Here is a 12,749-nt window from a genome sequence, read left to right as displayed (position 1 = left end):
AAAAAAATAATAAATAGATGGATGGGAGAGGACGTATCATGAAGGAGCTATTCGATGTCACGATTATCGGTGGAGGGCCTGCGGGTCTGTACTCAGCCTTTTATAGCGGACTGCGTGGGATGAAGACGAAGATTTTGGAAGCACAACCATCACTTGGCGGAAAGGTTACATTATACCCGGAAAAAATGATTTGGGATGTTGGCGGACAGCCTCCTGTCACAGGGGGCGTATTCGCAAAACAACTGGTAGAACAGGCACTTACATTCCAACCGACTGTTTTTACAAAAAAGAAAGTGGGCTTTATTGAGAAAGATAGCAACAACCAGTTTATCCTTACCACGGATGATGGAAATAAGCATTATTCCAAGGCAGTGATTCTGGCAAATGGGGGAGGGATCATCACTCCGAAGCGCCTAGAGATCGAGGGAAGCAGTCGCTTTGAAGGGAACAACCTCCATTACAAGATGCCTTCCATCAAGTCCCTTCATAACAAGGTCGTGATGATATCCGGAGGTGGCAATGCCGCGATAGACTGGGCTGTAGAGCTGTTGAGTATTGCTAAAAAAGTAATCCTGGTGTATCGAAGAGGAGAAGCAGGAGCACATGAAGCCCAGGTGGACAAGCTGGAAAACAGCAATGCGACTATTTTGAAGAATACTGTCATCCGATCACTGGAGGGTGTTGGTAGCTATTTGGATGAGGCCGTACTGGAAAATGTATGGACCGGCGAAATAACCAAAGAGCGAGTGGACCATGTACTGGTCCATCATGGCTATCACCAGGACAACTCCCTGGACATCTCTGACAACCTTCTCATGGAACGGACAAAGGATGGCTTTTACCATGGGAATGCACAGGGATGTACCAGCCAGGAGGGAATATTTGCAGCAGGTGATAATATATTCTACGAAGGTAAGGTGAACTTGCTTGTCGGAGCATTTCAAGATGCGGTGAATGCCGTCAACAGTGTGAAGAATTATATCGATCCCGCTGCCCCGGCTACAGCCATGGTTTCCTCCCATAATGAGCAGTTTGATGAAAGGAACCATGAGATTGTAAGGGAGATGCTGGGGTAATTTAACGGGAAATGGTTGCGTATATCCAGATGTTTGAGCAGTTGGATAGACAGTCATTTATATTGTTTAAAATGCAACACAGTTACCGTCTGACATCCTATACGAAATACGGAACATTTAAGCCTCTTTCCGAGCATGGAAAGGCCTCAAGGTGTGTCTATCTCCTTAGGCCTTTTTTTAATGAACAGATTATCAGTTAAACAGTGAAATTTATTGACTATAAATATAGTTATTTTTCTGGAGTCCTGTCACCAGTGGGACATATCCTCACAGCCTTATTGCGGTAAATAAGGAACAATTATTATAGCAGTGTTATAAAACTATATTAAACCTAGTTGACAACTAAGGTTAATATGGTTATTATTTGGTGTATTCATCTATTAAACTCTTTTTACTTAATGTACAGATTGTGGGGGATACAATTGAGCCAGATTAGAGAATTTTCATCTATTATTGAGAGAATCGATGAGCAATTTTCAGACGTTCAGAATTGGCGCAGATATTTACATAAGCATCCGGAGTTATCATTTGAAGAGAAACATACAGCAACCTTCATTGAAGAGAAATTGAAAAGCTTTGGACTTTCTGTGAAAACACAAGTCGGTGGCCATGGAATGGTTGCCGAATTGGAAGGAAAAGGGCTAGGTAAAACAATCGCTTTACGTGCAGATTTTGACGCCCTGCCGATTCATGAAGAAAATGATACCCCATATGCATCTGCAAATCCGGGGGTTATGCATGCTTGTGGACATGATGGCCATACAGCAGCACTTCTTGGGACAGCGCAGCTGCTCAGTAAATATAAGGACCAACTAAAGGGAAAAGTCCTCTTTGTTTTCCAACCAGCTGAGGAGAAGCCGCCAGGAGGGGCGAAATTTATGATTGAAGAGGGAATTCTGGACGGAGTAGATGCTGTGTTTGGTGCCCATCTGGCATCAGATATCCCATTAGGTCAAATTGGTGTAGGCTCTGGATACCAAATGGCTGCCGTGGATAAGTTTAAGATAACGGTTAAAGGCAATGGGGGACATGGAGCCAGACCAAATGAAGCGATAGATCCAATTGTTATTGGCAGTGAGGTTGTTCAATCCCTGCAAAAGATTGTCAGCCGCAGAGTGGATCCATTACAATCTGCTGTTGTTACCTTGGGGGTATTCCAAGCTGGTGCGGCATTTAATGTAATTCCAGATGAAGCCATAATTGAGGGGACGGTAAGAACCTTTGATGAGGACGTACGTGATTTAGTGGAAAAAGAAATCCATTCGATTGTACAAGGAATCACGAGTGCAAACCACGCAGCCCATGAGATTGACTATTTACGAGGATACCCTTCCTTATTTAATCACCATGAAGAGACAGCAATTGTAAAAGGGCTTTTTAAAGAAGTATTTAATGAGGAAGATGTTGTTGAACTAGTGCCTACCATGGGCGCAGAGGATTTTGCTTATTTCTTGAAAGAAAGGCCTGGAACCTATTTCAGAGTAGGATCCAGGAATGAAAGTGAAAGTACGCATTATCCGCATCATCATCCGAAATTTGATATTGATGAAAGAGCTTTGCTTAACATTGAAAAAGCATTTATAAAAATTGTTGCACATTATCTAGTTGACTAATTATTAGGAGAGATCAGCATGCGTTTAAAACATACTCTACAATTATTTACGATTCTTACATTATCATTTATTTTGGTAGCTTGTAATAATGAGAGCTCAAGCAACGGATCTGGGGAAGGTAATACAGAAGCGGGAGAAGAACAGTCCGGAGGAACAATAGATGTTGCTTACGCCAGTGAGCCGGATACATTAGACCTTATGGCAAATGCTTCTAGTCCGACTAGGGATATTGCTTGGCATATTTTTGAAACATTGGTTGCACTTGATAAAGATTTCGCTGTTCAACCGATGATTGCAGAAGACTACACCATTTCAGATGATCAAAAAGTGTACACCATCAATATTCGGGAAGGTGTAAACTTTCATGATGGGACAACGGTTGAAGCAGAAGACGTAGTCGCCTCCCTCGAAAGATGGCAGCTTGTATCCTCTGTTGGTCAAGTTGCAAGCGAATATATTGCAGATGTCAAAGCGGTGGATAATTTAACAGTAGAAATCACATTGAATCAAATCTATAACGCTTTTCTAGATGATATGGCTGCTCCGAAGACAGGCTTAGTCATCATTCCAAAAGAAATTGCAGAAGAAGCTGGCGAGAAGCCTTTAGTTCCCGAGCAGCTCATCGGTACGGGACCTTATAAATTTAATGGATGGGAACGTGGTTCGGAAATTGTTCTGACACGATTCGAAGATTACTCCCAACGGGAAGAAACGGACTGGGGCGGGCTTACTGGTAAAAAAGAGGCCGTTCTTGATCAAATTAACTTTTTGATGGTAAAAGATCCACAGGTTAAATTAAATGGCATGCAAACCGATCTATATGATTACGCTCAAAATATTCCAACAGACTTATATGAGGTGGTCGAATCAACACCTAATGCCGAGCCCGTGACGTATATTAATGGGTATTCCATGCTGATACCGGATAAATCTGAACCTCCATTCGATGATTTGAAAGTTCGACAAGCCCTACACTATGCATTGGATAAGGAAGAAATTGCACAATCTACGTATGGGAATGAAGAATTTTACGAGCTGGATGGAGCCCTGTTTGCTCCAAGCCAAACTGAACTATATACAGATGAAGGTACGGATGGCTATTTAGCACATGACACGGAAAAGGCGAAAGAGCTACTCGAAGAATCAGATTATACTGGTGAGCCAATCACGATTATGTATTCCAATAATAATGAGAACTATAAACGTATTTCCCAAATGACACAACAACAGCTGGAAGAAGTAGGATTTACCGTTGAGCTAGATCCATATGAATGGGCAACCTATCTAGAAAGGTGGCAGGACCCGAGTAACTGGGATATCGTTACGATTGGATACTCTACTAGATTCTCGCCAAATGAATTAGGTTTCCTTGTTCCGGATCGAAACAGTAGTGGCTGGTATGAAAGTGAACGTTGGGAAGGGTTAATGGACCAGTGGGGATTAGCAGCATCTCCAGAGGAGAGGCAGGAAATTTTAGCCGAAATGAACCATACGGTGTATGAGGAGCTGCCTTTCTTCAAAATAGCAAATGAAACCACGTTGGATATTTTAAGTGAAGAAATTCAAGACTATGATGCTTGGCTAGGCCCGCGTTTTTGGAATACATGGAAGAAGTAATCATTACAGGGGGAGTCATGTTGGTTTTTACGACACTGGCTCCCTTGTTTTATGGACGGATATAAAGGAGGGGAAAATAGATGTTACATTATACCATACGGAGACTTCTAGCCATCATTCCGGTACTATTTATCGTCAGTATCATTGTATTTTTGATTGTTCACTTAACCCCTGGCAACCCTGCTTTCATTATTTTAGGGGAAGATAGTTCTCCTGAAGCCATTGAACAATTGGAACAACAATTAGGTTTGGATAAACCAATGGTTATCCAATATTTTGACTGGTTAGCAAATATTGTTGTCGGGGATTTGGGGCAATCTATTTATTCTGAGGAGTCTGTATCGCAAATCATTGCCGAACGGCTGGGCCCAACATTCAGTCTCATGCTGGTATCGATGCTGTTAACATTGATCATCGCGATACCGACAGCTATTTTTATTGTATGGAAACGCAACACCATCCTAGATCCTATATTCTTGTCCGGTTCACTACTGGGAACTTCCATTCCTGAGTTTTGGTTGGCATTATTGCTAGTTCTTGGTCTAGGAGTCACGATCCCTATTTTTCCAGTAGCAGGTTACCTGCCAATAACGGAAGACATATTAGGCTGGATCTATCATTTGCTGTTGCCAGGGATTGTATTGGCTGCTGTAGAAATCGGGTTAATTGCCCGGATGCTAAGGGACAGCATGCTTGAATCAGTGAATCAGGATTATACGAAAACAGCACGTGGGAAGGGTTTGAAAGAAAGTACAGTTATAATGAAGCATGTATTTTCCAACGCACTTATTCCGACAACAACCGTGATAGGTGTAACGATTGCTGGTCTACTGGGTGGAACGATAATTATTGAAACGATTTTTACCATTCCAGGTATTGGTCAGTTATTGATTGATTCGATTCATCGCAGGGATTATCCGGTGATACAGGGTGTTGTTTTATTCATTGCCTTTGTATATGTCATTATTAATTTAATTGTCGACCTTTTATATGCCTTTTTGGATCCAAGGATTCGATATGATTGATACAGTGAAAGGGGGGTGTCCTCATGTTACGGAAAAAAAGAAATCTTATTCCTTTTACCTTTTTGATTTTATTATTACTGGCAACAATAACAGCTTCATGGTGGCTTCCTGATTCTTCAAGCGATATGGATTCAAGTATACGATTAATGGCTCCATCCTCAGAAAATTGGTTTGGTACGGACCATTTTGGTCGCGATATTTTTGGTCAAACGATTATCGCGGCAAAGGTTTCTTTATTGGTTGGTTTTTCAGTTGCCGTGCTTTCGACGATATTAGGAACAATCACGGGGCTTATTGCTGGATATTATAAAAAAATAGATTCCATCATTATGAGAGTAATAGACGGGATGCTGGCTTTTCCTTCTTTACTGTTGGCACTTGCTCTTGTAGCAGCCCTAGGTGGAAGTGTAACGAACATTATTATTGCATTAACCTTTTCCTTTTGGCCTGTAATGACAAGAGTCGTACGTTCCAGTGTTCTGCAAGTTAAAAATATACAATACATTGAAGCTGCCAAAACTTCAGGAGTCAAGGATCCTGTTATTTTATCAAGATACATTCTTCCTAATGTATTATCCCCCATTATTGTACAAGGAACCTTTATTTTTGCACGGTCGATACTGGCTGAAGCAGCACTAAGTTTCTTAGGTGTTGGGGTGGAGCCGTCTACACCGACATGGGGCAATATGTTACAGGAAGCACAGATTTATATAACCATGGCACCTTGGTATTCGATTTTTCCTGGCATTTTTATCGTCTTGACCGTCCTTTCACTCAATCTATTAGGTGACGGGCTTCGAGATGCATTTGATCCGTATGCGAGAGGAACGAAAAAATCGAAAAAGAGCTGGTTTAAACAGAAAAAGCAATATGCTTCATGATGAATGGGAGGGATAGACCGTGCTGGAAGTGAAAAATTTTAAAGCTTATATTGATACACCTGGAGGGGTAGTAAAAGCGGTTGATCATGTTTCCTTTACGATTAGTCCAGGTGAAACAGTCGGTATTGTGGGGGAATCAGGAAGTGGAAAAAGTGTGCTTGCCCATTCGATTATGCAACTGAATCAAAAGCCCCCTACCTTCTACCCAGAGGGAGAAATTTTGTTTGAAGGAAGAGACTTGCTGCAGTTAAAAGAAAAGGAACTTTCAAAAATACGCGGGAACGATATTGCGATGGTTTTCCAGGATCCAATGTCCAGTTTAAATCCTGTCTTTACTATCGGAGATCAATTGATGGAAGCTATATCGACACATCAAAAACTCTCAAAAAACGAAGTGAGAAAAAGAGCAATTGAACTATTAACGGATGTCGGTATTCCCGATCCGGAGAGCAGGTTAAAAGCCTATCCCCATCAATTTTCAGGTGGGATGCGCCAACGTGTCTTAATCGCTATCGCACTTGCAGGCAATCCAAAACTTTTAATTGCCGATGAACCAACTACGGCACTGGATGTAACGATACAAGCACAAATATTGGAATTGATGAAGACAATTCAAGAAAAATATGGCACAGCGATTATGGTTATTTCCCATGATTTAGGTGTCATTGCACAGATTGCCAAGAAAGTTCTTGTAATGTATGCGGGAAGGATTGTCGAAAAGGGAGATGTGGAAGATATTTTCTATCACACTTCTATGCCTTATACATGGTCATTACTCCGGTCCCTGCCGCGGATTGATGCGAGATCCCGCCGCCGTCTGCTGAATATTGAGGGGCATCCTCCCAATTTAATCAATCGACCAAGCGGGTGTCATTTTCACCCGCGCTGCCCATTCGCTACGGAAGAATGTAAGAAAATAGATCCTGAGTTAATGCAAAGGTCCGGGGACCACTATGCAGCTTGTATTTTATCAGAACCCGAATTCAATGAGGCGAAGGAGCGGGTAGAAAGAGAAGAACAAGAAGGGAGGGTGAAACATGTCTGAACCATTACTGGAAATACGGGATTTGAAGGTGCATTTTCCAGTGAAACAAGGCGTACTGCAACGGACGACAAACTATGTAAAAGCGGTAAATGGTGTGAATTTTACCGTAAATAAAGGGGAAACATTAGGAGTTGTCGGTGAATCTGGTTGTGGAAAAAGCACGCTTGCCCGGACGATTGTCGGCCTATTAAACCCAACTTCCGGGGATATCTTATTTGAAGGGAAAAGTATTCCATCATACAATAAAAAAGATTTGCACGAACTCAGACAAGATATTCAAATAGTTTATCAGGATCCCTATACAAGTCTTAATCCAAGGATGCGTGCGGGAGATATTATTGCAGCCCCTCTAAAGGCATACAAGCGAACCAATGATTTGAAAAGTCGTGTATTGGAATTAATGGACTTAGTAGGATTAAAAAGAGACGACTACAACAAATTACCGCATCAATTCTCTGGGGGACAACGCCAAAGGATTGGAATTGCTCGTGCGCTTTCATTAAATCCGAAGTTAATTATATTAGATGAACCAGTCAGTGCATTAGATGTTTCTGTACAAGCACAAGTCATTAATTTACTCGAGGACCTACAAGAAGAACTAGGTCTAACCTATATATTTATTGCACATGATTTATCGGTGATCCGACATATTTCCGATAAAGTATGTGTCATGTATCTAGGCGAGGTAATGGAGTTGTCAGATAGTGAATCCCTGTATGAGAATGCTCGTCACCCCTATACAAACGCATTACTTTCTGCTATTCCTTTACCATATCCTGCTAAGGAAGACAAACGGGAGCGCATTGTTTTAAAAGGGGATCTGCCATCTCCTTCCAATCCTCCAAGTGGCTGCGTTTTTCATACCAGATGTCCATTCGCCACAGAGTATTGCAAGGAAAATGTGCCTGCATTAGAGTTAGATGAAAATAATGATTATGTATCATGTTTTTATCCCATGAAAAACAAACAGGAGGAGTTAACCCGCCAGTGAAAGGAGAAAATATGTATGGGGCTTGAAAAGATATCTTTAATGGATGCATACATGATAGAGACGTTGAAGCGTAAAGGTGTAACCGATCAAGAATTACTGGAGGGTACTGATGTGGAAGCTTGGAATCGTCTGCATGATTCTTTTGACTTCCGTAATTTGCTCCATCTAAGGGAGAAGGATCCTCTGGGTTTTCAACGGATTGTTGAAGAAGGATACCAAGTGAAGTTCGTTACGTTTAACGGGTTAAAGAACTTGTTGAAATTAAAATTTGATAAAACAGAAGAAGTTGATTATCAAACAACAGATAGAGGTATTAAAGGATTAGTACTTGATGAGGAAGAACGTAAGCAATTGACAGGTCTTCTTTCTAAGAATTGGATTGTTCATGAAGAAGAAGCTGGCGATAAGGTTTTTCTTCATATTGAGCTGGTTTAAATGAATGTAGCTGGAATGCTGGGGTGTTTTTATTATTTCGTCTCTTAATGAGCAATTTTCCAGGAATACTGTTATAGTCTTATAAAAGTATTATCTATTTCTTTTAAAAAGGACAGATTATGTACCACATGTACGACTATGCCTGAGCCCACAATGCGGGTTCGCGTCCACACATCTCGGCAATAAACTGACGGAAGAACAGCAATGGGATAAGTTGAAGTTTATTGTAGACCTTGCAAACGATGTGTGGGAGTAACATGGCAGCCAACCATCGTTCCATGATCGCCACGCCTGCATCGCTGATATGAAAAAGTTCAGGGAACCAGTCGTGTAAAAGTTTCCAATTCCCTACAAAAAAGCAAATGACCAGTCTGAACAGGGACTGGTCATTTGCTTTTCTTCAAATTATCAATTAACGATTGCGGCTCCGATTCCTGTTTCTTAAGAAAGCAGGGATTTCCAGTGAGTCTTCATCCGGTTGGGACTGTTGCGGCTGTTGTGGCCGCGGCTCCGGTTCTCGTTCTCTTGGTGTTTCCTCAGGTGCTGTGGTAGCTGCCTGTTGAGTGTCATGGCTGGCCGGGCGCTCCGGACGCTGTTGTTGCCTTGGCTGTTCTTTTTTCTGTTGGGCATTTTCATCAAAACCGGTGGCAATGACGGTGACGATGATTTCGTCCTTCAGGTCCTCATTGATGACGGAACCGAAGATCACATTTACTTCACTGTCAGCAGCTGATGTTACAAGGTCGGCAGCTTCCTGCACCTCAAAGAGGCTCAGATTATCTCCGCCGGTAATACTCAGCAGAATGCCACGCGCACCATCAATGGAAGTCTCGAGTAATGGAGAGGAGACTGCCTTCCTGGCTGCTTCTGTTGCTCGTGTTTCTCCAGTAGCACTTCCAATTCCCATCAAAGCTGATCCTTTATCGACCATGATGGTCCTTACATCGGCAAAGTCGACGTTGATCAACCCTGGTTTTGCTATTAAGTCGGAAATGCCTTGTACGCCTTGTCTGAGTACATTGTCTGCTTCATGGAAGGCCTCAAGCATTGGGGTGTTTTTATCCACAATCTCCAGCAGCCGGTCGTTAGGTATGACGATCAGTGTATCAACGGCTGTTATAAAGGATTCAATTCCGGAATTCGCCTGTGTGGACCTTTTTCTTCCTTCGAATGAGAACGGTTTGGTAACTACACCGAGTGTCAAGGATCCCAGGTTCTTGGCTATTTGTGCGATGACTGGAGCGGCGCCGGTACCTGTTCCTCCCCCCATACCTGCTGTAACGAAAATCATGTCTGCGCCTTGGAGTACTTCCTCGATTTGTTCCTTGCTCTCTTGTGCAGCCTTCTTCCCGACCTCGGGGCTTGCCCCTGCACCGAGCCCTCGGGTAAGCTCTCCTCCTATTTGCAGTTTCACTTCCGCCTTGGAGAGTTGCAGTGCCTGTGCATCCGTGTTGACGGCAATGAACTCCACACCCTCTACTCCATGCTCGATCATACGGTTCACGGCATTATTGCCGCCTCCGCCTACTCCGATGACTTTTATTGTCGCTATTTCTTCCATATTTGGATCAAACTCTAACATTCTCAGTTCCTCCTACTATGTAATATTACGATGATTGAAGTGATCTTCGCCGGCTCCGCCGGGCAAGGATATCATCTGTGACATTCTATCAATACTAGTTTGCCTGAAAGCAATTCCAATACACTATTCGTATTAACTTTACCACAGTATGAAGGTTATCAAAAAGGATTGTACAAGTATATGTTGTGAGTTGTTTTTAAGATGAATTTTATTACGGATAAATAAAGAGTTTTCGGGTGGTATTCTTTTAGGAAGGCCTCAAGAATCTGAGGATGTAGCAAACCTTGTATCATTCCGGTATCTGATGACTCCGACTATATAACTGGGCAGTCTATCATTACGCATGGCGGTATCGTGTTTAGATAATAGAGACATGAAGGTATCTATCAATCACAGATAGGTACCTCTTGATTCATCATCAAAAGGGAGGATGGTTTCCCTTCCTCCCCTTCATCTATTTAGTATTGCTTACAACCCGATTTGATCCACTGCATATGTTGCTTGTTCGTTGCTGAATCCTTCAAACTCCAACTGTTCGATCAAGCCGCTTCTGGAAAATGAGCTATAGTCAAGGTAATTTTCGCCAGACAGAACGGCCTGCTCTTTCCAGTCAACTTCCATGTTCTCCACAGCATAGGTCGCATCCTCGTTGCTGAATCCTTCAAACTCCAACTGTTCAATAAGGCCCTGCTCAGAAAATGCCGTATATGCAAGGTAATCTTGAGCGGATAGAACAGCCTGCTCTCTCCAGTCTACTTCTATGTTTTCCACAGCGAAGGTCGCATCCTCGTTGCTGAATCCTTCATACTCTAATTGTTCTATAAGCCCCTGCTTAGAAAATGCGGTATATGCTAGATAACTATTCGCTTGTTGCAATGCATTTTCCTGGGAAAGAGTTAATTGTGGTGTTTCTTCTTTAGGTTCTTCTTTTGATACTTCCTTAGCTTCTTCTTTAGGCTTTTCTATAGGTTCTTCTTCAGATTTTTCCTTAGGATCCTCTTTCGGTTCCTCTTTCGACTGTTCTTCTTTAGGTTCTTCCTCTTCTTCTTCAATCTCTTCTTCTTCGGCACCGGCTTCCTTCGATGCAGTCTCTTCTACAACACCTGAATCCATCATCGAGAAACCGACAATCATAACAACAAACAGAACTCCACTTTTGATGAAACGCTTCTTGGTTAGGCCGTTCTTCTTAATTACACTCACGATAGCCAAAAAGCCAAAGCCGAGAAACCCAAACAATCCGACTAAAATCAATAAAGTACTCAATGTATTTCCCCCTAAATTTATTCCTAGGATATAAGTCCCTTTTTAGCATAGAGCCATTTGTAATATTTGTAAACTATTTGTAACATTTACTTCCTACCAATTAATGGAAGTATACACTTTTTCTTGTTAATATTCGTTTTAAATAATTTCACGGAGAAGGGTTGGCAAGTAGTAGGGAATTGTGTAGAATAAAAAGCGTACGTTATTTACGTAATTTAATTTAATGTTCGTATTTTACTTATTAGGAGGAAACAGCATGAATTTAAAACAAAAGGTAGGCAGTCTAATCGGGAGCGTCATTTTGGTTCTTTTGCTGGCAGGATGTGGGGACCAGGCTGAGAATACAGAAGCGGCTGCCGAAGAGGAAGAAAAAGAAAACGTAGTAGGAATAATCGGTCCAATGGAAGTGGAAATTGACATTCTCCATTCTAATATGGAAGTGGAAGAGACAACCGAGAAAGGGCAGTTGACCTTTTATGAAGGAAATCTGGAAGGGCAGCCGATTGTCCTGGTAAAATCCGGAATTGGGAAAGTGAATGCGGCCTCCGCAGCTCAAATGCTCATCAGTGATTTTGGAGCGGACGTATTGATCAACTCTGGCGTTGCAGGCGGTATCCATCCTGATTTAGGTCTTGGAGACATCGTCATTTCTACAAAGACCGTGCATCATGACATGGACGAAACAGCTAAAGATTACAAGCCGGGACAAATTCCATACATGGACACACTGTATTTCGAAGCGGATCAAGAACTGATCAAGCTAGCGGAGGAAGCTACAGAAGGCCTTCCTGATTACGTGGATGTATTCCAGGGGCCGATTGCGACAGGAGACCAATTCATTGCAAGCGAAGAAAAAACGGACTGGATCTATGAAACATTTGATGCGTATGTAGTCGAGATGGAAGGAGCGGCCGTCGGACAAGTCGCCTACTTGAATGAAATTCCGTACGTCGTCATCCGCTCAGCTTCCGATGATGCAGGGGAAGAAGCTGCCGGAATCCAAGAAAACTTTGTAGAAGAAGCAGCGAACAACTCAAGTCATGTGATTGAAGAGATGTTGAAGGGGATGTAGGGAAGGAAAAGAATGTCCTGACTTCCTTATTCTCGAAGAATGGGAGGAGAGAGGATTCCTTTCTAGATTCATATATAGGGATCAACAAATCTAATGAAACGCCACAGCGAGGTCTGTGGCGTTTTTTTATCAAATCGGAACATATT

General features: G+C 42.3%; 11 protein-coding genes and 2 pseudogenes. 11 read left to right on the top strand and 2 right to left on the bottom strand.

The annotated features are described in order from the left end of the window. Positions 1-38: 38 nt before the first annotated feature. The 9 genes and pseudogenes from ACFODW_RS06645 to ACFODW_RS06605 form a co-directional block, all read left to right on the top strand. On the top strand, positions 39-1,076 hold the full coding sequence (locus ACFODW_RS06645) for an NAD(P)/FAD-dependent oxidoreductase (RefSeq protein ID WP_390304512.1): 1,038 nt from the start codon (positions 39-41) through the stop codon (positions 1,074-1,076). Positions 1,077-1,507: 431 nt separating this feature from the next. Next, a complete protein-coding gene (locus tag ACFODW_RS06640) occupies positions 1,508-2,689 on the top strand; it encodes a M20 metallopeptidase family protein (RefSeq protein WP_390304654.1) in 1,182 nt (393 codons plus the stop codon). An 18-nt stretch (positions 2,690-2,707) separates the two neighbouring features. Beyond that, positions 2,708-4,306, top strand: a complete 1,599-nt coding sequence (locus tag ACFODW_RS06635; RefSeq protein WP_390304510.1) for an ABC transporter substrate-binding protein — start codon at positions 2,708-2,710, stop codon at positions 4,304-4,306. An 80-nt stretch (positions 4,307-4,386) separates the two neighbouring features. After that, positions 4,387-5,331, top strand: a complete 945-nt coding sequence (locus ACFODW_RS06630) for an ABC transporter permease (RefSeq protein ID WP_390304508.1) — start codon at positions 4,387-4,389, stop codon at positions 5,329-5,331. A gap of 23 nt (positions 5,332-5,354) precedes the next feature. Then, the gene (locus ACFODW_RS06625; RefSeq protein ID WP_390304506.1) at positions 5,355-6,212 is read left to right on the top strand and encodes an ABC transporter permease; all 858 of its coding nucleotides are present in this window, start codon (positions 5,355-5,357) and stop codon (positions 6,210-6,212) included. A 19-nt stretch (positions 6,213-6,231) separates the two neighbouring features. Continuing rightward, positions 6,232-7,257, top strand: coding sequence for an ABC transporter ATP-binding protein (locus ACFODW_RS06620; protein ID WP_390304504.1), 1,026 nt, complete (start codon positions 6,232-6,234; stop codon positions 7,255-7,257). Further along, entirely contained in the window at positions 7,250-8,248 is a 999-nt protein-coding gene (locus ACFODW_RS06615) for an ABC transporter ATP-binding protein (protein ID WP_390304502.1), read from the top strand. The genes ACFODW_RS06620 and ACFODW_RS06615 overlap by 8 nt, the downstream gene beginning before the upstream one ends. A gap of 15 nt (positions 8,249-8,263) precedes the next feature. After that, entirely contained in the window at positions 8,264-8,683 is a 420-nt protein-coding gene (locus tag ACFODW_RS06610) for a hypothetical protein (protein WP_390304500.1), read from the top strand. A gap of 112 nt (positions 8,684-8,795) precedes the next feature. Next, positions 8,796-8,939 (top strand): annotated as a pseudogene (locus tag ACFODW_RS06605) (5-methyltetrahydropteroyltriglutamate--homocysteine S-methyltransferase); the annotation flags it as partial. Between the two features lie 156 nt (positions 8,940-9,095). On the opposite strand, the gene ftsZ reads toward ACFODW_RS06605, so the two are convergent. Next, positions 9,096-10,265 carry a cell division protein FtsZ gene (gene ftsZ / locus ACFODW_RS06600; RefSeq protein ID WP_390304499.1) on the bottom strand — a complete coding sequence of 390 codons (1,170 nt, stop codon included), beginning with the start codon at positions 10,263-10,265 and terminating at the stop codon, positions 9,096-9,098. A gap of 229 nt (positions 10,266-10,494) precedes the next feature. Here ftsZ and ACFODW_RS06595 point away from each other — a divergent pair. After that, positions 10,495-10,631: pseudogene (locus ACFODW_RS06595) on the top strand (SDR family oxidoreductase); the annotation flags it as partial. Between the two features lie 102 nt (positions 10,632-10,733). On the opposite strand, the gene ACFODW_RS06590 reads toward ACFODW_RS06595, so the two are convergent. Continuing rightward, the gene (locus ACFODW_RS06590) at positions 10,734-11,531 is read right to left on the bottom strand and encodes an Ltp family lipoprotein (protein WP_390304497.1); all 798 of its coding nucleotides are present in this window, start codon (positions 11,529-11,531) and stop codon (positions 10,734-10,736) included. Positions 11,532-11,787: 256 nt separating this feature from the next. Between ACFODW_RS06590 and ACFODW_RS06585 the strand changes: the two genes are divergently transcribed. Continuing rightward, positions 11,788-12,603: a 5'-methylthioadenosine/adenosylhomocysteine nucleosidase gene (locus tag ACFODW_RS06585; protein ID WP_390304495.1), complete on the top strand. Its 816-nt coding sequence runs from the start codon at positions 11,788-11,790 to the stop codon at positions 12,601-12,603. Positions 12,604-12,749: the final 146 nt, after the last annotated feature.

It is taken from the genome of Virgibacillus sediminis (assembly GCF_042643265.1).
Lineage (GTDB): Bacteria > Bacillota > Bacilli > Bacillales > Amphibacillaceae > Virgibacillus_O > Virgibacillus_O sediminis.
Note: the sequence above shows the minus strand (reverse complement) of the source record. Positions and strands in the feature narration are given on the sequence as shown.